Here is a 21,846-nt window from a genome sequence, read left to right on the forward strand (position 1 = left end):
CCCGCTTCGATTCGACTGGCATCTTTCGTCGAATTACGAGATCATTCCATCAACCTCTCTGGGGCAAAAGACAGATGTTTCACAAGTCTCATTTGGTATAATCCTGACCAGCGTGCATGAGATTCACCTTCCTCTGAACATCACCCCCGACAACCACGACCCACTGACTTAAGCGATACTGTAAGCCATGAAGATCTATCACAACCCTCGGTGTTCGAAAAGCCGTCAAACCTTAAAGCTCATTGAAGAGGCTGGCATCGAGCCGGAAGTCGTCGAGTACTTGACGACCCCACCGACCGCGAAGGAACTCGATCGCATTATGAAGATGCTCGACTTAGAGCCGGAGGACCTGATGCGAAAAAAGGAACCGATCTACAAAGAACTCGGACTGGCAGAGAAATCACTCTCCCGGGCAGAAGCCATTCAAACGATGGTCGAAAACCCTAAACTGATCGAACGACCAATTGTTGTACAGGGGAATCAAGCTGTGATCGGTCGCCCGCCAGAAAACGTCAACAAGTTGCTCTGATTGCTGACTGACGTAGCCTCAGTGGCATCTGCACGACCACAACTCGGGGGAGATCAATGCCGCAATGTTGATGAAAGCCAACTCGTCTGTCAGAGCTTTCTCAATAATTGCCATCGCCGCGTAATATAGGTTTCACCAGTAAAATCACAGATCACCATGAGGCAGCGAGTACAAACAAAAGTGGATTGTGCTTTCAAGCGAAAACACAATCCACGACATCTACAATGTTTAATGGAGCCCGCAAGTAACCTTGCAATCGACTCTTCAATTATGATTTCAAATCGAATGGGATTGAGTTTTCACCATGTTCTTTGATTGTTGCAGTCAACTCTGATTTCGTGTTGTACTTCGCTGGGATGTACATTTCTCCAACGGGTTGTGGTTCTTCATCTGGGTTAGAATTGTCAAATTTCCCCGGGATATTCCTTGAAGCCACAATCTCGACTTTCACTTCACCAGCCTCGGCTTGCAAAGAATATTTGCCCTCTACGATTTCAGAAGAATAAGCTTTCCCGCCATCAATCGAACGGAACTGAATCCGTCCCTTCTCAACAGGATTTCCGTCGAACGTAACCGTACCATTTACGGTATGCATCTTGGGACCTGTCTCTCCTCCTCCACATCCAGCGAGTGATAAAGAGGCAAAAACCAATCCACATGCGAGCAGATTCCAGGACTTTGACAAACGACAAATGTTGATACGCATGTTGTGCTTTCAGATGTGATTATTGAAAAATGATTAAATTAGAACTGAGCCTAGAGCAGTTTGCTCTACCGTTTGCCCGTGAAGAACGCATTTCTCTAGAGCTGGTCCTGAAACTTGAAATTGCTCTCTCAAACGTTGAGAAAAGCAGTGATCCCAGAGGTTTTCGGACTTGTTCTAAATAGCTCAAGTCTTCGGGTCGCAAAAACAGAAGCAGGCCAATTCCGTTCTCATCCGCTCTCAGATGAAATCTCCAAAGGTTGTTCTGCAAAAACCAGGACGCCCCGATTCGCAGAACAAAAAAAGGGACCGATCTCAGACAGATAGACCGGCCCCTTCTCAAAAAATGATCGACTTAGAGCAGTTTGCTCTACCGTGTGCCCGTGAAGAACACGTTCGTCTTCCAGAATGTCCGCGAAAATGTCTCTCATTAAAGAAAAGAAAGACCGTACACCATGGCACAAAACGTGAACGTCTATTTCGAAGAAGCTCTAGAACTCACCAATGACTTGACCATCTTGCGGCATACCCAGCTTCAACCAGGTCTGACGATCGAGGTTCTCGGAAATGAATCGTACTGAGCCATCTGCGAGAGTGACCTGAACGCCTCCGGTGTGATAGCTTCGTGCGAAGTTCCAGCGTCCCGACAAGCCTCCAGCGTTACCGCTTTCGCAAGGGGCAAGATTTGGAGCACCAGTCACCGAAGTTTGCTTACAGCTGTAGACGCGATCTGGAACTGTGGTGTTTGGCGTTTCCGCGACTGAGAACCCGAACGATCCATGTGGAGCTCCGCCCCAGTGACCACCCAACTCTCCCCAGCCTCCTTTAGTACTATCTCGAACGATTCCTTCGCTGAAGAGAAGGGTATTGGAACTTCCATCACGACAAGTGTTAATTCCAGTTTTGGAATTCAGATAGAACAGGCCGGTTGACTGAGTGGTATTTGCCACATTCATATTCGTGACGGTAATGTTCTGAGTCGTCGGATCGACTGTGATTGTCTGACCAGCTCCGGCAGAAACAGCATAGCTACTTTGGAAAGCTACTGTGCCTCCGTTCCCGCCTCGTCCTGGACTTTCTGGATCGGATGGACACGATGCACTTGGAACTGGGCCAACAATGTCCTGGTCTGTAATTCGGTGAATGTACTCCGCCTTGTATGGATCAACCGTGTGATAATTTTCGTAGAGGTTGTACCGAGGCGCTTGATCGATGAATGGAAGAATTCTCTGGAACCAGGAATCTCGTCGTTTCGTTTGCCCAGCATACAACTCTTGCTGGTGCCCGTACGGAAACACACTATGAGTGTCCAGATAGTTGTGCATCGCGATCCCGAGTTGTTTCAAATTGTTTTTACATTGTGATCGCCGAGCGGCTTCGCGAGCTTGTTGCACAGCTGGCAGTAACAGGGCAACCAGAATCGCAATGATCGCAATAACGACCAGCAATTCGATCAGGGTGAAACCTGGCATGCGGCGAGGTTTCTGTTCAGAAATCGTGGAGATCTGAGTCATGGGGGCTCTTTCTTCAAAGATGAAATTAATATGCAGCCACTCCACTGATGAGCACATCATTTGAGAATGCATTTGACTCGCAACCAACCGGGACAGGTCGTCAAGGTCCGCACAGAATATCGAAGAGTATCTACTAGAATTAATTGAAAATAAATTCTAAAAATCTGGCGGGGCGTTGCTCAACACGACAGCTACACCGTGGGACAACAATCTTGGGGAAGGAAATTTGCGAGGATGCTTGTGATGCACTGAACAAGGGTAGGGACTAGTAAAGAATACAGAAAAGCTCATTCGTAGTTTGAAAAAAACATCTCAAAATGACAACGAGCTGTCACTTTTGCGCTGTATAATTAAAGCCCTCAAATAGAAAAAAGTCAAGTAGGATTCGCAAATTGACTAAGCCTGAAAGTCAATTCAACCGCCATCAGTTTCTCACGAAAAATTAACCTGCTCGACTGGAAACAGCTGCATAAATTCCGAATAGAATCCCTGATTCAGTTGTCTATCACCTAGCCTTGCCATCCCATCAGCAAATGCAGCTACATTAATGCGACTGGCGGCCGCACCTTCAAACACAGCAGTGAATGCTTATGCATCAAAGTTTATTTAATGCAGCTCTAGAAATCTCTGATTCACAAATAAGCAATGCAGCCAGAACTTAGATAGCAGAGACCAAGACGCAACAATGAATGTTGATAAGTCAGGCTGAAGCGAAGCTTAAATCTAATTTTCCCAGAGTCACTGCCGAAGAGATGGCGACGATAACGACGATGAACTCAACAGTGTCCCACCTTGCATCACGGTGCATCGCCTCGCATCACAGTGTATCGCATCGCCTAGCCAATTTTCGCTGACTTCGATCTCGAATTCGGCAGAGCCTCTGAAAAAATTTGCCTGCGGCCTTTTTTCCCATATCTCATGCCGGTTCAAGACACATCTGTTCCGCACACAACAGCGTTCCGGAGCGACGACGCTCGTTCTCGCCTGTATAAACGTCACTGCATGACAACCAATCAACAAATTCGCATGTCTAATTTCTTCTCACATCTCTCCATTTGAATGCGTCTCGGTTTCAGGTAGAATCGGACTCTAGTTTCAAAGCGATTGACTTAGTCCTCACGAATACTGTGACCTCAGTGTTTCAAGAATCCTCCGGTCTGCTCCCTTGAATTCCCCCCCCGCGACTCGCTGCGTGTTGAAAGAACCAAGAGCTGCAGACTGAAACCTCCTCAATCTCAATCATCAAATATTTTGAGAGCCATCGAGCATTTTCAGAAAACTGTGGGTTTTCCTTTGTTTTCAATAGGCTGCCAGCATGAACAAAACCATCGACCGTCGCCGTTTTTTCATTCGATCCGTTGCAGGATCTCTCGCTTTACCTGGGCTGCCATCCTTGATGGCTGGATCGATCAACGGGACATCTGCTGTCGCAGAGTCGCGCGGCGCGGGCGTTGGAGCTCGCCGATTCGTTGCGATAGGGAACCTGCTGGGGTTTCAGCAGAAACATTTCTTCCCTGAAACGAAGGGCAAAGCTTTTGAAGAAACGCCGTTGCTCGAGCCTCTCGCTGAGAACCGAGATCAGATCACGATCTATCGCGGGCTTGATCACGGCCTTCGCGGTGGTCACTTCGCAGTCCATACGTTTCTCTCGGGCTTGCTGCACCACGAGTCCAAAAACCGATCGGATGGTAACGTCACCATCGACCAATTCATTGCAGATGAAGTAGGAGACCAAACTCGATTTCCATCACTCACGGTTGGATCAGAAGGTGGCATCCATGGCGGGTGTCAGCTTTCTTGGACCAAGTCAGGTGTTCGCGTCCCACCGATCACTGGCCCGGCGGAGTTGTTTCAAAAACTCTTTGTCACCGATTCGGAAAGTCGTCACGCTCAGAAAGTGCAGGCGAACTCATTACAGGCTTCCATTCTCGATTCAATTCGCGAGGAAGCGGGATCGCTCTCGAAACGTGTCAATCACGAGGACAAAGCGAAACTCGACGAGTATTTCAGTTCGATCCGCGACGTTGAAAAACGCCTGGAACTCCGCAAGCGCTGGGCTGATCAACCCAAACCGCAGCGACCTTTTGACCAGCCAGCCGACCTCAATACGGTCGAAGATCTTCCAATGCTGTATGAGTTGATCGCACTCGCCTTGCAGACAGACTCGACACGAATCGCAACTTTGGAAATCGGCGGCAGCTTTTTGCCTCAGCACCTCGGGATCGAAAAGTCCTATCACGGCCTGTCGCATCATGGCAACGACGAAGATACTGTCGCACTCTTGGTAACTCTCGAGAAGTATCAACTGAAGCATTATGGCAAGTTCTTAACCCGCCTCGCTGGAATGCAGGATGGCGAGCAAACACTGCTTGATTCGACAACAGTACTCTTTGGGAGTGGTATCGGCAGTGCCAACACTCACACCAACACCGACCTGCCGATTATTCTGGCTGGCGGTGGCTATGGAAAGGGAGAATTTAAGCAGACACCATCCAGTGGACCTGGAAAAGTTCCCCTGTGCAATCTCTTCCTTGACATCGCTCAGCGAATGGGCGTTCAGAAGGAATCGTTCGGCACTAGTACTGGAACGTTCTCATAAATATGAGCATCTCTTCTCTTGTCTCTGATTGTCGCGGAACATTTCGTTCCTGTTGGATTCTCGCCATCTGCGTCGCAGTGTCGTCATCGGCTTATGGTGCGGAAGCGAGTCCTCAGGAAAGCGGTGCGGAATCCGAGCATGGTGCGGTCGTTGCCAAATTTCTAGGCCAATATTGCATCCAATGCCATGACGCCAGCACTGCCGATGGCGAGCGCGAATTCGAATCGTTCTCGCTGCCGATCAAATCCGAGCAGCAATTGATCACCGCCAATGAAATCATTGATCAACTGACGCTCCGCAATATGCCACCCATCGACGAGGACCAGCCGACCGACGAACAGCGACTGGTTGTGATCAATGCTCTGCGGGGCAGCGTCCAAGATGCTCGAAGTCAATTTGAAAGCTCGGGAGGACGTACCGTCATGCGCCGGCTTTCCAATCGCGAATACGTCAACACTCTGGCGACTCTTTTTGATCGTCGCGTCGACACGCTCGGGTTAACGGCAGACTTCCCAAAGGAAGAGACCAGCCAACAGATGGACAACATCGGCAAGTCTCTGGTGACATCGGGATTCCTGCTTGATCAATACTTTGCAGCAGCCAATCGACTGGTCGAGACACGTCTTGGAAAACCTGCCATGAAACCAAAATCGTGGCACTTCACCGACAACTTTCGGCAATACGAAGAACTGTCCGGCGCACACAGGGCAGTCTTCAAATATCAATATCTTTGCCTTTACGAGCAGCCCAACACTGATACGCGGCAAGGTGGATATGGACATATCGAGGATTTCCTTGAGGGAGTCCCTGTCTCAGGGCTTTATGACATCGAAGTCAATGCTCAAGCGATGCATCGTGACACACACTACGATCCGAAGATTTTTCGAATCGACTTTTCAGAGCCTTTTCAACTGGCAGTCGTTCCCGGCGACGCGACAAAAGGACATATTCACTACCCGCAGGCCATCGAACCGATCCTGGCCAGTGCTGTTGTCCCGGATGACCAGCCGGAGTGGTTGAGCTTTCGGGTCTGGCTTGAAGCAGGACAGACACCTCGTTTTATCTTTCCGAATGGCCCATATGAGTCACGGGCTTCAGTCATTGAAACAAACAAACGCTACAAAGATGAATTCAAAGACCCCAAAGTCGGAGTCAGCCGGACTTCACTTCTTCGGGAAGGTGCACTGCCGCATATTAAGATTGGAGAAATCAAAGTCCACGGACCAATTGAGGAACCAGGCGGCGGAAAAGAAGAGCTTGCAGTGTTTGGGGAAGAGGGATTTCAGGAAGACCACGCAATTGAGCAACTGAATGCCTTTGCCAAACGGGCCTACCGGCGTCCGCTGAATGAACGCGATCAACTACGGATTGAAACTCTGTACAATAAACGTTTGGCCGACCAAGCCACACCACGTCAGGCAGCACTCGACACCCTGAAGATGATGCTTTGTTCGCCATCCTTCCTTTACCTCAGCGAGATCACTCCAGAGGACCAAAACGAGTTGCAGTCGTATGACCTTGCCTCCCGGCTTTCTTACGCACTTTGGGCAGCACCTCCCGATGACGAGCTTTTCGCTGTTGCCGAGTCCGGGCGTTTGACGGAGACGAAGGAATTAAAAAAACAGGTTCTTCGTCTGCTCAATGACCCGCGTTCTGATGAATTCGTCAATGGCTTTCTGGATAGCTGGCTCAACCTGCGAAACATCGGTGACCTCCCACCACCTCGAAAGTCTGCCTGGGAATACTACGCTCAGAATTTACCCGAATCGATGAAGCAGGAAGCTCGTCTGTTCTTCCGTTCGCTGCTTGACGAGAACGGATCAGTCGTTGGCTTTCTGGATGCCGACTACACTTTCGTCAACAAAAACTTGGCAAAACTCTATCAACTCCCGGAACAGGAGACACTCCGTCTGGCCGATGGCTTTCAGCGAGTCAGCCTGGCTGGAAACAAACAGCGTGGAGGACTCATGGGTATGGCGGGCGTACTGACCGTCAGCGCCAATGGCGTGGAGACATCTCCAGTAACTCGCGGTGTCTGGGTACTGGGAAACCTGATGGGAATGCCCCCGCCACCACCGCCTGACGAAGTTCCTGCCATCGAACCTGACGTCAGTGGTGCGACCTCGATTCGTGAGAGATTGTCAATCCATAGCACTGACCAAACGTGCTACGTTTGTCATCGGAACATCGACCCACACGGCCATGCACTCGAATCGTTCGACCCCATCGGTCGTTGGCGCAGCAAGTATCCTGCTCCGAAAGGAAAAAAGCCGGCTCCCAAGGTCGATCCAACCGGCAAGTTTCCCTCTGGGGAAACATATCAAGACTTTGAAAGCTTCAAGCAAGTCCTGGTCAAGAGTCGTCTCGACCTCTTCACCCGAACCCTGATCGAGAAACTGCTCACCTACTCCACCGGCCGCCACATGGAACGGACCGATCAATTCGAGATCGAAGACATTCTGGAGCGTGTGAAGGCTGATGACTACGGGCTTCAGACAATCGTGACAGAAGTTCTGACCTCCAAAACTTTCCGTTCACGATGAGTGATTGAGCAAGCCCACTTTTCAGAGCAGTTTTCTACACTGCGTGTCTATGAAAACGACTTTCATAGCTTCATAGGCTGCGTATCGGAGTATGAAAGTCAAAAAACTCTTGGAGCAGCCTCTCTATCGGTAAAGTTCTCTCCGAGAAAATTAAAAAAATCGAAGAACTTCACAGATCGTCCGGAGTTCAATAGACACACAGCTACGCAGTGACACAAGCACATCGGCAAAGGCAGATGCGTTAATCAAAAAGGTCACTTCGCCTGTGACATTGGGAGACCAGATCGACTTCCTGATCTCCTCTTTCTATAGGCTCTGAACCATTTCGGGGGTTGACATTCAGTGTGAAGGACATAAATTTTGCTCGGGATTCTGTTGTCGATTCTTCACAAACATCTCTTCAGATCCTCACATTCAGTGAGACTCTCGTGACGCATGTCTCAGAAGATTGGGAGTCCTCGATTTTCGCTAAGCCAGGTTACGAGTAAACCAGACCATCGCATAAACAATCAGGCAACTCTTCATGCGACTGGTATGCCACACAAAACGTATTCTGACGATTGTCGCTGGCATGACATTAGAGTAAATCATCCAGGATGATCACCGGCCTTAAATGGCATCTAATTTGCATTCAGATTGATACTAAAGAAGGTGTATACAGATTCTTCAACAAATTTGCGGAGAAACCGTTTACATCAAAAAGTTCCTGGCAATTCTTTTAGGCTGATGCCTGCTAAATAGGCAGGCCATTAAATTTAAGTAAGTTTACTTTTCAAACAGATTTTCACCGAAAGTGATTGAGAGAATGCAACGTTATCGAACTAGAACCTCCAAAGGATTCACACTTATTGAATTGTTGGTTGTCATTGCAATCATCGCGATTTTAGTCGCTCTCTTGCTGCCAGCAGTGCAGCAGGCCCGAGAAGCGGCTCGCCGCACCCAGTGCAAGAACAACCTGAAGCAAATGGGGCTGGCTCTACACAACTATCACGACGTGTACTCGACCTTCCCGATCGGTGCACAAACTCCGTACTACCGAGCAAACTGGAGAGCTTCGATCTTGCCTTACCTTGATCAAGCTCCGTTGTACAACCAGTTAACTCAAACTCCAGAGCCAACTCGTGGATATGCTTCTGGAAACGGAAACTCTGCAGCCGGATGGCAAGTCGCCAACCAGGCGCTGAACAATCAGCTCATCCCCGCGTACAAGTGTCCTTCTTCGACTACCGACAGTTTCAACATTTCGACAAGCCCTGTCACGAACAACGGAAAACCTTCTCCGGATGCTTCACTTGGAAACGAGACAGCAATGACGATGGATTACATCGGCATCAGTGGGTCGTACTCCGGCGTGGCTCCTTACAACCAGAACTGTGGAACAGAGATCTACGGTGGTTATGCATGCAATAACGGACTCATGCGAGTTGGTGCCGTGTCAAGAATGCGAGATGCCACAGATGGTTCTTCAAACACAATGATCATCGGAGAACAATCAGGATTGATCAACAATCGTGACTACCGAGCCAACTACTATGGTGGCTGGGCTGGATACTCCAGTATCAATAGCTGGGGAACAGGTGTCCGCACAATTCGTTACAGCCCGAACCCAGCAATTGCTCCTCCAGGTGGCGATCAGACCTACAACTCAAACGGTCCGCTCACTTCAGAGCATGTTGGTGGAGTTCAAATCGTCATGGCTGACGGTTCTGTACGTTTCCTTTCTGAAAACCTCGATATCACCACTCTGTTAGCACTCGGTAGTGCCAAAGATGGACAGGTTCTCGGCGAGTTCTAAGAACGCTGAACCTTCGAGGCGAAAAACAGCTTGATGAGGGTGAGTGGTAATGAGCCACTCACCCTCAATCAGAGCATCCTCAATGCTTGACGCACCTGTTGTAGTCCACTTTCATGACTTCATAGGCTGCTCGCCATGAGGCAGAGCCTGTACACCAATTCGAAAACTGCTATCGAATTCCAAAGATCGCTCAGAAGTCCGGAATTGATATTTTACTCAAACCGTTTAAAAGTTTAATTGAAGCCCGATCGAATGCCTTACCACTCAAGAAATCTTGGATTCACTCTCGTCGTTCTGCTAAACTTGTGCCTCATGGCTGGATGTGGTGGCGGAGGTGATAAGGCTCCCAGCGGAAAAGTTTCCGGATCCGTCAAGCTGAAAGGGGAACCTGTTTTCCCGGGAAAAATCACATTTACATCAGCGACCTTAGGGGCTGCTGGTTCGGCAGATCTGACGCCGGACGGTGAATTTACTTTTGAAGGTCCTTTACCAGTTGGACAGTATAAAGTTTATCTGACAGCAGTTGGACTGGGAGACAATCCTCCTTCAGACAATCCGAAAGCAGATGCCAACACGGGATTAAAGGGCGTTCCTCAAAAATACCAAAGTGAAGCAACAACAGATCTGACCGCGACAATTGAAGAAGGAAAGAACAAAATTCCCCTTGAATTATCGCCCTGACGCTGAGTGACACCGGGATCATTTCACGGACACGAAGCTTGAGAAGCATCCATGACCACCACTTCTACGTCGCCATCAGGGCACAATGGATCCGTACGCAGAGTGGTGGTGATTGGCGCTCTTCTTCTCATCGCCATCACTGTTCTTGTGGTTGGTTTTTCTCTCTCTCAGCGTTCTGCGGCCGACGAGATCTCACGCGCCAGGTCTGCTTTAGACCGCAAAGATTTCACTCGAGCATTATCTCTGGCGGAACGCTCGTTGCGTCTCGAACCTCAGAACCCCAAAGCCTTGCTGATCGCTGGGCAATCCGCGTCTGGAACTCAAGATTTCGAGAAAGCACTTGGGTATCTTCGACAAATTCCCAATGATGCGGGTCCGCTGGCAACGACAGCAAAACTTGAAACCGCCGAGATTCTTTTTACGCACCTGAAGCGTGCATCCGAAGCGGCCGAGGTTTATCGCAGCGTACTGGAAGTCGACCCTGAGAATACATTCGCCATCCATCGGATCGCATACCTGCTTGGGATCGGCGGACGAAACTGGGAAGTGATACCATATCGCCTGCAATTAATTCGGGCGAACCAGGCGAGCCCAATCGATCTTTACCTGTTGTGTGACGGGGATTCCCTGCTGCAAAACGTTGACGAGCTTGCCGAATTCTATCAATCCTCTCCAGAAGACCCCCTCATCCTTGTCGGGATGGCACGACAGGCAACGGACCGACAGGATTTCACAACTGCCGAGAAACTGTTAAGAACTTGCCTTCGCTTGAGTCCCGGCGATCTGGAAGCGCAGGTCAAACTCGGGGAATTTCTGCTCGAACAGAAGAGAGACTCTGATTTCGTAGTCTGGCACAATTCTGTTTCTGAAGAGATCCAGAAACATCCCGGTTACTGGAAGCTGATCGGAAACTGGTCGCGAGCTCATTCAAAACCGCGAGAAGCGATCCGATGCTTCTGGGAAGGACTCAAAATCGATCCCGCACAAGCTCAGTCATCGTACCAGTTGTCGCAGTTGTTACGGGTGGAAGATCACGAAGAAGACGCCGAGAAATTTTTGGACCATTCCAAATTACTGGAGCGGTATTACACAACCGTCAGCACAGCATGGACCGGTGAAAACCTTGACGCCATTCGCCAGGCGGCCGAACTGGCAAATTCTCTCGGCATGAAGTGGGAGGTCTTTGGGTGGTCCTCGTTGATGCAGTTGCATCATCCACAAATTAGATGGCCGGAGCAGATGCTTCGACTCATCAGGCCAGAAGTCTCCTCCCTCTCTCTTGATCGAGTTGTCGCGGAAGCAAATCCGGCAATCGCTGTGGACTTGTCGGATTTTCCTCTTCCTGCACTCAATGCTCAAGAGTCGACTCCGCAAACTCCCGAATTGGCGAAGTCAAAGACCGCTGCAACAAACTTTCATTTTCAGGATCAGGCTGCTGAGGCCGGCATCGAAATGACTTTCTACAACGGTGCCCCGCGTGAACACCAAACGCGACGGATGTACGAATTCAATGGTGGTGGAGTCGCTGTTGTCGACTTCGACAATGACGGTTGGCCGGACCTTTATCTCTCCCAGGGGAGCGACGAGCCAGATGGAAACTCCGGCGGTTCATGGAGTGATCGCCTTTACCGAAACATCGATGGCATTCGTTTCGTGGAGGTAAGTGAAGAGTCCGGAACAACAGACTCTCAGTTCAGCAACGGCGTCACAGTTGGGGATTTTAACAACGATGGCTTTTCCGATTTGTATATCGCCAATCTCCACGGCAACAGTTTTTTGATGAATAATGGCGACGGAACCTTCGAAGAGATCACAGCACAAACAGGGACGGCGGGTAACGACTGGTCGAGCAGTTGCGTTCTCGCTGACCTCAATGGAGACAGCCTCCCGGACTTGTACGTTGTGAATTATCTGAGTGGAGCAGACATCTTCACGCGGATTTGTTCTGGAGAAGGAAATCAAACACGAAGTTGCTCTCCGCGGCAATTTCCGGGTGCGCAAGATCGACTCTATTTAAATCAGGGAGAGGGGACTTTTCTTGACATCACTAACACTTCGGGAATCGAACTGGTCGATGGAAAAGGGTTAGGAATTGTCGCCATGTCGGGCGAAAGAGCAGGGGCCTTGAACCTGTTTGTGGCGAATGACGCGGTGCCGAATTTCTTTCTGGTCAACTCTGCGACGTCACCACAGGGACAGCTTCAATTTGAGGATCAGGCACTGGTGAGTGGTTTGGCGATTAACGAAAGTGGAGTTCCCGAAGCATGTATGGGAGTCGCAGCGGGAGACGCGAATAATGATGGATTGATCGACCTGTTCGTGACGAATTTCCATAATGAATCCAACACCTTCTACCGGCAGACATCTGATGGGCTTTTCGAGGACTCAACTCGAGCGAGTCAACTTCATCATCCCAGTTTAAAGATGCTCGGATTCGGCACGCAGTTCATTGATGCCGACTTGAATGGCGATCTTGACCTCATTGTCACAAACGGTCATATCGACGATTTGAGCACCGAAGGGATTCCATATGAGATGCCTGCTCAGTTTTTCTCGAACGATGGGCAGGGGAACTTCACAGAAGTTCCAGCTGACACTCTGGGCCCATACTTCAAGAAAAAAAACCTCGGTCGCGGACTCGCCCGACTGGACTGGAATCGTGACGGCCGAGACGACATTGCTGTCTCACATCTCGATGTCCCGTTTGCCTTATTGACGAATAAAACCGAAGACGTGGGGCACTTCGTCAGCCTTCAACTTCGAGGGACCGAGTCCAGCCGCGATGCCATCGGGAGTGTCGTTACAGTCTCAGCTGGTGGGAAACGTCTCGTCCGCGAACTGGCCGCTGGTGACGGATTCCAGGCATCCAACGAAAGACGGATCGTCATTGGAATTGGCTCGGCTGAGGCTGTCGAGGAACTGACTGTCCGCTGGCCTTCAGGGATAAACCAGAAGTTTGAAAACATTCCGGTCGACACCGAACTTCTATTCATCGAATCTCGCTCAGAACCACTCCACCTTCCGCATGATTGACCCATGCTATTGGGAATCGGACACGAATTATGCTTCACGTGTTGATCCCAATGGAAAGCAGTTCGCCTTTCTGCGTGTCGCTGCCGATCTCGCTTTGCCAGGAAATACCTGTTCACCATGGAACAGTATCCGAAGCTCCATTTGAAAATGCTATCAAGTTTCGGTCGACTTTGATTTATGGATTCAGAACGCGAATGGTTTGGTTCTGGACTTTTCCGTACAATGGAACGAAATTCAAAGACCGAAGTAATCTCGCAACCGAGCCGTGCGACACAATCGTTGATCAAAGCATTTTGAATGCTTGCCGTGCCCGTGTAGATCACTTTCATGACTTTAATTTCATGACTTCACAGACTACCCCCACCAGACAGCACCGATCACCAATTCGAATAATGTGATAGCTGATCTTTATGCATACACAACTTTTCCCTGATCTTCTTGAACGGCATCTAGTCGCAGAATTGATGGATGATCCAGAACTTGATGCTGAAGAGCATCGTCAGGCTCTGGAGGGTTTGCGGCGCATCAATAAAGTGTCGATGACGACGAGGAAGCTCTGGCATTCAATTCGAAAGCTCAGCCGACGTCTTGAGCGGCCTCTCACTGTACTCGATGTCGCATGTGGTGGCGGTGATGTCCTCGTGGAGCTAGGTCAGCGAGCACGTCGAAATCACGTTTCGCTGAAATTGACGGGACTGGACATCAGCAGCACCGCTGTTCAACAAACACAAGCGAACGCGACTCAAGCTGGTGTGGACCTTGAAACATTACAGTTTGACATTTTCGGTGATGCTCGCTTGCCGCCCCATGATGTCGTCTTCTGCTCACTTTTCTTACATCACTTAGAGATCCCAGACGCAGTGAGTGTCCTTCGGAAAATGTCCGCCGCAGCAGAACACGAGATGCTGGTGAGTGATCTGGTTCGCAGCCGAACTGGACATCTCCTTGCCTGGCTGGGAACACGGCTCCTCTCTTCTTCGAAAATTGTTCACACTGATGGACCACTTTCTGTCGAGGCAGCTTTCACTCCCGAAGAACTTCGGGAAATCAGTCAATGTGCCGACCTGGGATCTGCACGAATTCAGAAGTTTTTCCCTGAGCGAATGCTGCTGCGCTGGACACCTTCAACATCGGCAAATTCGTGAAAGAATCTCAGCCGCTCATCTCTCTTACAAAGACTCTCTGGGATGCCATTGTGATCGGAGCCGGTCCAGCAGGGGCGACATCGGCGTTTTTGTTGGCAAAGAGTGGTCAAAAAGTTTTACTGATTGACAAAAAGCGATTCCCGCGTGAGAAAGTTTGCGGCTGTTGCCTGAGTGGTCGTGCAGTGCAAACTTTGTCTGAACTCGGCTTAGCAGAAGTGTTGGCCGGAGCGGTGAATTGCGAAAGTTTCGTCTTGGGAGCGAACCAACGTCAGCTTCGATTGAAAACTTCGAACGGCCTGACAATCTCGCGATCCGTACTGGATGAAAGGCTGGCCAAACGCGCAATCGAGGCAGGCGCAACTTTTCTTCAGGAAGCCAGTGCCACGATTCTTGAACATCCCGGAAACATCCGTGAAGTCGCAATCAGTCAGGACAACCAACGCCAAACTGTACAGGGCAAAATCGTGCTGGCTTGTGGAGGATTAGGACACCGCATCTTACCTGATGCGCGAGCTGAAGAGATCGCTCAACATAACAAAATTGGCTTCTCCACCATTCTTCCGTCCTCTAAACTTTATGAATCTCAGACCATCTACATGGCGACCGGTCCGGCAGGGTATGTGGGGCTGGTTGTTCTTGAAGATGGTCGATTAAATTTGGCGGCAGCTTTACGGTCTGACACGATTCGAAAAAACAAAAACTTGTCTGCAATCATCTCTGATCTGATTCGGTCAGTTGGTTTTCCAGTCCCAGGTGGAATCGATTCGACTGAGTGGACGGGAACTCCGCTGCTGAGTCGTCGCCGCAGTCACGTTGCGGGAGAGAGGCTATTTATCCTTGGCGATGCTGCGGGGTATGTGGAACCTTTTACGGGAGAAGGGATGGCCTGGGCGTTTTCCGGGGCTCAAGCAGGACTCCCAGTATTGCTTTCAGCAATCGAACGCTGGGACGACAAGCTCATTAAACAATGGGAACAGACTTATCGACAAGCTGTCTCTCAACGGCAGTGGAGTATCGGCTTTCTCAAACGTGTCATGCGGTTTCCCAAGCTTATATCAACAGCCTTAGTCGTGCTGCGATTCGTCCCCTTTCTGGCAACTCCGATTATCAAATCAATCCACGGAGAGCCTTCAGAAAAATCATATTCATCATGAGAATACTTGGACTCGGTACCGCACTCCCTGAGCATGCGTATCAATTAGAAGATCGATTTGAAATCGCTGAACACTTTTTTCTCGGAACGGAAAGAGAACGTAAGCTGTTACCGGTTTTGTACGAACGGACCGGGGTGAAGCGACGCTACAGTGCGGTGTTGAACAGTTCCGATGGATCGTTATCCGAACGGCAGACTTTGTACCTTCCTCGTAGCAGCAGTCCTGAGTATTCAGGACCTTCAATCACTCAGCGGATGGAGTTCTTCGAAGAACTTTCTGGTCCACTTGCCTTGAAAGCGGTTCGCAATGCCATTGCGGACTCAGGCATCTCACCGGAGCAAATCACGCATCTCGTGACGGTCTCATGCACTGGTTTCTCCGCTCCCGGATTCGACTTGTTTTTACTCAGGGAAACTCCTCTGTTGCCCTCTGTGCAACGGACCCATGTCGGATTCATGGGGTGTCACGGTGGGCTGAACGGGCTTCGTGTCGCGAGAGCCATCGCTGAAAGCGACCCGAACGCCTGCGTTTTACTCTGCGCCACGGAATTGTGCTCTTTGCATTATCAGTATCAGGGAGGCGCCGATCAGATTGTTTCCAATGCATTATTCGCAGATGGTTCAATCGCTCTCGTTGGGGCAGGGCAAGCAGTTCAGCAGTCGAAATCGACCTCATGGATTGCGAAAGATTCGGTTTCACATGTCATCTCCGAGAGCGATGACATGATGACCTGGAAGGTCCGGAAGCTGGGGTTTGAGATGTCGTTGTCTCCCAAGTTGCCCCAATTGATTGAAGAACACGTGAGGCCGTGGTTAGAAGGCTGGCTGGCGGAACATGAACTTCAACTGGACGACATCAAGAGCTGGGCGGTTCACCCGGGCGGGCCTCGTATCCTCTCCTCGTTTCAGAAAGCGATGCAACTTCCCGACGAAGCCTTATCTCATTCGCGATACGTTCTCCAAAACTTTGGAAACATGAGTTCCACCACAGTCTTCTTTATTATTCAGCGAATGCTCGAAGAACAAAGTCAACTTCCTTGCCTTAGCATCGGCTTTGGACCGGGGATCACGATTGAAGCAGCTTTATTTATCGATTGATCACCTCACATTGAGTGATGCCAGCAGATAATCGCTGAGAAGTCATCCAACCAACAAAAACTTTTTTGTCACTTCTGCCTGTTCAAGTGCAGCATTAGGTTGATTTGAATGCTCCCGACTGGCAGACCGCGAGTGTTGCCAGATTATTGAGACTTGAGTTTTGGCATCACGTCGCAACTCGGCGGTTCGTGGTGAGGTTGTGCTGGTCTTGATATTCTTGGCGGGTCATCGATGATTTCACATACTGACTCATTTGCTGGAACACTTTCGTGTTTCCCGTGCCCGTGAAAAACGCGTTTCACCAGTAAAAATACTGTATGCCACGAGGCAGAACGCGAACACTCATTCGAAATTGCGATAATCATGAAACAACATCTGCTGGATTATTTACAAAGAATTCTGAACGCCAAAGTTTATGATGTCGCAATCGAAACAGCGCTCAACCCGGCGAACAAATTATCGGATCGCCTTGGGAATCAGGTCTGGTTGAAACGTGAAGATACGCAGCCAGTACACAGCTTTAAGTTGCGCGGGGCTTACAACAAAATGGCCCGCCTGTCTCCAGCTGAACTTTCGCGCGGAGTTGTCTGTTCATCCGCCGGGAACCATGCTCAAGGAGTTGCCCTCAGTGCCCGCCGGTTGGGATGCGAAGCACATATTGTCATGCCAGTGACAACTCCAAAGTTGAAGATCGACGCGGTCCTCGCACTGGGTGGAGAGGTGATCCTGCATGGCGACAGCTACTCCGATGCTTATGCCCATGCGCTCGAACTGCAACAGCGACATGAGTATATTTTCGTTCATCCGTTTGACGACCCAGACGTTATCGCGGGGCAGGGGACAGTCGGTATGGAAATCCTTCGGCAGCTGCAAAGTCCGATCCATGCTGTCTTCGTGGCGATCGGAGGTGGAGGACTGATTTCTGGAGTGGCGGCTTACATCAAAGCGGTTCGACCGGAAATCAAGGTCATTGGCGTCCAGATGAATGATTCTGATGCGATGCTGCAATCGATCCTTGCCAACGAGCGGGTTGAGCTGAAAGATGTGGGCCTTTTTTCTGATGGCACAGCGGTGAAAATGGTTGGCGAAGAGACGTTCCGCATGACTCGGGAACTTGTTGATGATTTCGTAAAAGTCGATTCAGACTCCGTCTGCGCCGCCATCAAGGATGCCTTTGAAGATACCCGGATCATCCTGGAACCAGCGGGTGCAATGGGTATCGCGGGGCTGAAACAATACGTTGCGAAGCATGCTCTACAGGGTGAGAATCTGGTGGCGATCACCTGCGGAGCCAACATCAATTTTGACCGGCTGCGGTTTGTGGCGGAACGGGCGGATGCGGGAGGCGAACGAGAAGCATTGTTCGCAGTCACCATCCCTGAAGAACGCGGCAGCTTTAAGTTGCTTTGTGAATCAATCGGCCAACGCAACGTGACGGAATTCAGCTACCGCATCAGTGATCAGCACGAAGCCCATGTTCTGGTCGGGTTGGAAATTCGGCATCGTGGAGAAGTCCCGGAAATCAGCCAGTTACTGGCTGCGCAGGGGTTCGCTGCTTTGGATCTGGTGGATGACGAACTCTCGAAGCAGCATTTGCGATACATGATCGGTGGCAGAAGCCCGCTCTGTGAAAACGAACGATTGTACCGTTTTGAGTTCCCCGAGCGACCAGCTGCTTTGATGCGATTCCTCTCGAGCATGCACCCAGACTGGAACATCAGCCTGTTTCACTACCGCAACGAAGGTGCTGACTATGGACGCATTCTCGTCGGCATTCAGGTTTCCGATGAAGACTTGCCTGCATTCAGCGACTTCATCAACACACTGGGATATCGCTACGCCGATGAGTCAGCAAATCCGGTCTACGCACAATTCCTTCGTTAAACGAGGTCAGCCAAAACACATTCGTGTATTTTGTCCGTGAAGGTACTTTTCACAAGCTGAATCACTCATTTTCATGAGGCAGAACGCGAACACCGGTTCGAAAAATGCTATAGAGCATTTCCAATATTAGTCTTTACGTTCAGCTTTGTGGCAAGCAGCCTATGGAGTCATCAAAGCAAACTCCATAGGCACGGGAAGAATGGGAAATACTCCAGGAATCACTGATGGTCTCGCGGAGGTCCCAGGCAGATGCGGAAACCATCGCGGGAGTCGGAGTAGTGAGGACCGGCCAGTCCCAGGCGAACCGCACAGCGTGCGTTGCCGGGGACATCGAAGTAGTTGCCACCTCGACAAACTGGACGCGGATTCTCTTTAACAGTGAAGAGTTCTTCGTGACCTCCTTTGGGGTCGAAGTGATCCAGAATCACTTCCCAAACTCCGCCACACATGTCGGCAATTCCAAAACCATTGCGACCACGTTTTCCGAAATGATCGACAGGGGAAACAAATGCAAATCCATCACTCCATGGCGCACTGGAGAGAGGCCATTTTTGCTTTCGATCAGGCAGGAAATCGACAGCCGAGATATTCAGTCGTCCTTCACCTTCGCTGAGTTCGTTTCCCCACCAGAAGTAGTGGCTCTCCTGACTCCCGCCTCGGCAGGCGTATTCCCATTCAGCTTCTGTTGGTAAACGGTATACCAGACCGTCCGGCAGACGGCCCGCTTCACTTTGACGTTTCGTCAACCACTTGGCGAACTCCCGTCCGTCCGTCCAGCTGACGCACACGACTGGAAAGTCATCTCGCAATGGAAACTGGAAATTTGGATCGCGCCAACTCTTCCCCTCCATCGGTTCCCAAGGATGAGTCACCTCACCTGTCAGATTATAACTCGTCCATTTGGGATTGAAGCACTGAGTATGCCCGCCAGGTTTCTCTGCATCAGTGACATATCCACTCTCTTCCACAAACTGTTTGAACTGGCCGACAGTCACTTCCGTGCGTCCCATCCAGAAGCCGTACTTCACTGACATCGATCGAGGTTTTTCGCCTTCGTACGACTCCCGTTCAGTCCCAGCCTGAGCACCACCTTCGATTCCTGTCGCCCAGTTTTTCTCTTCTTGTGTACTTCCCATTAAGAATGTGCCTGGCGGAATGAACACCGTTTCCAGAAGGACTCCGTCACCCAGGTCAGCCTTTTTCACTGCGCCTTGCTGCGGTTCGTCACCGCGCGCCGCATTCGAGGCAACTCCGATCACGATGAACAGAATCAAATTCAACACGCTTCGGTTTCTCATCGGTCTCTCCAATCTGAACGAATCAGACGTTCCGTCTAGAATAAATTGCTCTACCGTTTAACCATGAACAACGGGTTCCGTCAATAATATTGCGTCTCTACAAGGCGGATCGCGAACATGATTTCGAACGCTGCTCAAGAACGCCGGACAGGCCCTCCCTAATTCAAGTACGTATTACAAAAAACGTCTCGATCGTTATCGGGTAGCGCCAGAGCAACTTGAGTACTTTCGTGCTTTCTGAGTTGTAGAAGGTCACGCAGTCTGACACAACGCTACGCATCAACAATGATAAATTTGAGTGAATACTGTCCAAGAGTTGCAACTGGCAAGAGCTTACTGAGACACATTGAAATCGAGCAGTTGCGAGATGAAGGAGTGGCACATCGATCACCGACGTTCAAGCATCTGTTGAGAAGCCAATCAAAAGTTCGAACATGACCTGGTCGTTGTAGAGAATTCAACAATCGAACTGTGATTCTGCCAGAGCATCCATGTTCTGACGAAGAAAGTGAAAAGCCATCTTCGATGAACTGCTATTCAGTGGCTTGAGGTCCAAGCCAGAACCAGAGGCCGATGGTGATCGAGGCGAGAAAAATCCCCAAGGCAAATGACCCCCAGAACCCGATTCCGAGGCGTTGTGAAAAAGTCAGAGGAACAAAGAAGGGGAGGCCGAGTGGAACAAGAATCAGTGTTTCCCGCGCGAGCCGAGAGACAGTGGCGAGGTCCTGCTCCTTATTCCAGACAGCGACAAACGCAACGATGCTGACAACTGGAAGTGTCAGCAATAACGCTCCCAGTCGCGGAAAGCGATCAGCGAGTTGCGAAACCCCAGCGATGACAAGACCTGCAATGACCGCTCTCCACCACATGTTTCTCTCCCAAATTCTGCCGAGTTATGAAAGGCTGAACGACTCGCGGCCGGGGCTTCTTCTTTGAAATTCCTGGTATGAGCTGTCCCGTCGACCTCTCCGCTGATCGTCCCTTCGAGCTTCATGGTCGTAGTCAACGATTCCTGATGCTTAAACGTCACCTTCAATGTAAAGAGAACCATGCAGAGAGGGGTAGGGAAGGAGTCATTTGACGTTTTTCGAATCGGTGTTCGGGCTCTGCCTCGTGGCGAACAGCATTTTTACTAGAACCAGTCCGAAAACCTCTGAAATAGATGCTTTCCTCAACGTTTGAGAGAGCAATTTCAAGTTTCAGGATCAGTTCTAGAGAAATGCGTTCTTCACAGGCAAACGGTTGAGCAAACTGCTCTACAAGCTTCTACTGATCCCTGTTTCGCGAGACTTCGGGTCTTGGTTGTAGAATTCTTTTAGAATCTCATACAGGTCGGGGTGATGCCTGTATATGGCTTGCGGTTGTTCGAAAAAAGATTCGGTACAGACCGCGAAAAACTCTGCGGTGTTCGTTGTTCCGTAACAATCGAGCAAAGTCGCCTCCCCACGTTGACAGGCCCGCTTCAGCTTGTCGAATTCCAACTCCATCACAGCAAGCCAGCGTGATGCCTGTGCTTTGCTCTCAATAGGTGGGACACCATCCGGCATGCGACCGTTTTCCATATCGAGTTGATGAGCGAACTCATGCAAGACGAGGTTGTCTCGGCCGGTGATGCGTTGTCCGCCTCTTAAAGTGTCGTCCCAAGAAAGGATGACTGGTCCTCGGTAGGATGTTTCACCTTCCAGGTGAGAGTCTCCCTCAATGAGCAGCCCATGCGAGAGCATCACTTGACCCTTCCGGACGTACGAATCAGGGTACACCAGAATCGATTGCACCATATCGAAGTAGCGATTCTCAAATCCCAACAACAAGAGGGCAGCCAGCGCAGCGATCGTCACTTTGATTTCATCCGTGATCGTCAATCCATTGCA

General features: G+C 50.2%; 15 protein-coding genes. 10 read left to right on the forward strand and 5 right to left on the reverse strand.

Going from position 1 to position 21,846, the window contains the following annotated elements; translation table 11 throughout:
• Positions 1–187: 187 nt before the first annotated feature.
• Complete coding sequence (arsC, locus tag ACN0YR_RS18685; protein ID WP_417850727.1) at positions 188–529, forward strand: arsenate reductase (glutaredoxin); 342 nt, start codon at positions 188–190, stop codon at positions 527–529.
• 268 nt (positions 530–797) lie between these two features.
• Here arsC and ACN0YR_RS18690 read toward each other — a convergent pair whose 3' ends face one another.
• Positions 798–1,235, reverse strand: coding sequence for a hypothetical protein (locus ACN0YR_RS18690; RefSeq protein ID WP_417850728.1), 438 nt, complete (start codon positions 1,233–1,235; stop codon positions 798–800).
• 488 nt (positions 1,236–1,723) lie between these two features.
• Entirely contained in the window at positions 1,724–2,746 is a 1,023-nt protein-coding gene (locus ACN0YR_RS18695) for a DUF1559 domain-containing protein (protein ID WP_417850729.1), read from the reverse strand.
• A gap of 1,315 nt (positions 2,747–4,061) precedes the next feature.
• On the opposite strand from ACN0YR_RS18695, the gene ACN0YR_RS18700 reads away from it, so the two are divergent.
• The 9 genes from ACN0YR_RS18700 (at position 4,062) to ilvA (ending at position 18,677) form a co-directional block, all read left to right on the forward strand.
• Positions 4,062–5,345 carry a DUF1552 domain-containing protein gene (locus ACN0YR_RS18700; protein ID WP_417850730.1) on the forward strand — a complete coding sequence of 428 codons (1,284 nt, stop codon included), beginning with the start codon at positions 4,062–4,064 and terminating at the stop codon, positions 5,343–5,345.
• Between the two features lie 2 nt (positions 5,346–5,347).
• Positions 5,348–7,888, forward strand: coding sequence for a DUF1592 domain-containing protein (locus ACN0YR_RS18705; RefSeq protein ID WP_417850731.1), 2,541 nt, complete (start codon positions 5,348–5,350; stop codon positions 7,886–7,888).
• A gap of 805 nt (positions 7,889–8,693) precedes the next feature.
• Positions 8,694–9,683, forward strand: a complete 990-nt coding sequence (locus ACN0YR_RS18710) for a DUF1559 domain-containing protein (RefSeq protein ID WP_417850732.1) — start codon at positions 8,694–8,696, stop codon at positions 9,681–9,683.
• A 252-nt stretch (positions 9,684–9,935) separates the two neighbouring features.
• Complete coding sequence (locus ACN0YR_RS18715) at positions 9,936–10,364, forward strand: hypothetical protein (RefSeq protein ID WP_417850733.1); 429 nt, start codon at positions 9,936–9,938, stop codon at positions 10,362–10,364.
• Between the two features lie 51 nt (positions 10,365–10,415).
• Positions 10,416–13,397, forward strand: a complete 2,982-nt coding sequence (locus ACN0YR_RS18720) for an FG-GAP-like repeat-containing protein (RefSeq protein WP_417850734.1) — start codon at positions 10,416–10,418, stop codon at positions 13,395–13,397.
• Positions 13,398–13,807: 410 nt separating this feature from the next.
• Positions 13,808–14,542, forward strand: coding sequence for a methyltransferase domain-containing protein (locus ACN0YR_RS18725; protein ID WP_417850735.1), 735 nt, complete (start codon positions 13,808–13,810; stop codon positions 14,540–14,542).
• On the forward strand, positions 14,539–15,696 hold the full coding sequence (locus ACN0YR_RS18730; protein WP_417850736.1) for an NAD(P)/FAD-dependent oxidoreductase: 1,158 nt from the start codon (positions 14,539–14,541) through the stop codon (positions 15,694–15,696). Before ACN0YR_RS18725 ends, ACN0YR_RS18730 begins: the two co-directional genes overlap by 4 nt.
• On the forward strand, positions 15,693–16,793 hold the full coding sequence (locus tag ACN0YR_RS18735) for a type III polyketide synthase (RefSeq protein WP_417850737.1): 1,101 nt from the start codon (positions 15,693–15,695) through the stop codon (positions 16,791–16,793). The genes ACN0YR_RS18730 and ACN0YR_RS18735 overlap by 4 nt, the downstream gene beginning before the upstream one ends.
• 363 nt (positions 16,794–17,156) lie before the next feature.
• Positions 17,157–18,677, forward strand: coding sequence for a threonine ammonia-lyase, biosynthetic (ilvA, locus tag ACN0YR_RS18740; protein ID WP_417850738.1), 1,521 nt, complete (start codon positions 17,157–17,159; stop codon positions 18,675–18,677).
• Between the two features lie 218 nt (positions 18,678–18,895).
• Here the strand turns inward: ilvA and ACN0YR_RS18745 are convergent, their stop codons facing one another.
• The 3 genes from ACN0YR_RS18745 to ACN0YR_RS18755 all read right to left on the reverse strand — a co-directional run.
• Positions 18,896–19,975, reverse strand: a complete 1,080-nt coding sequence (locus tag ACN0YR_RS18745) for a formylglycine-generating enzyme family protein (protein ID WP_417850739.1) — start codon at positions 19,973–19,975, stop codon at positions 18,896–18,898.
• 533 nt (positions 19,976–20,508) lie between these two features.
• Positions 20,509–20,844 (reverse strand): hypothetical protein, encoded by a 336-nt coding sequence (locus ACN0YR_RS18750; protein WP_417850740.1) that lies wholly within the window; start codon positions 20,842–20,844, stop codon positions 20,509–20,511.
• Between the two features lie 387 nt (positions 20,845–21,231).
• On the reverse strand, positions 21,232–21,846 hold a 615-nt coding region (locus ACN0YR_RS18755), incomplete at its 5' end, for a zinc-dependent peptidase (protein ID WP_417850741.1).

The sequence above is a fragment of the Thalassoglobus sp. genome (assembly GCF_048270125.1).
Taxonomy (GTDB): domain Bacteria; phylum Planctomycetota; class Planctomycetia; order Planctomycetales; family Planctomycetaceae; genus Thalassoglobus.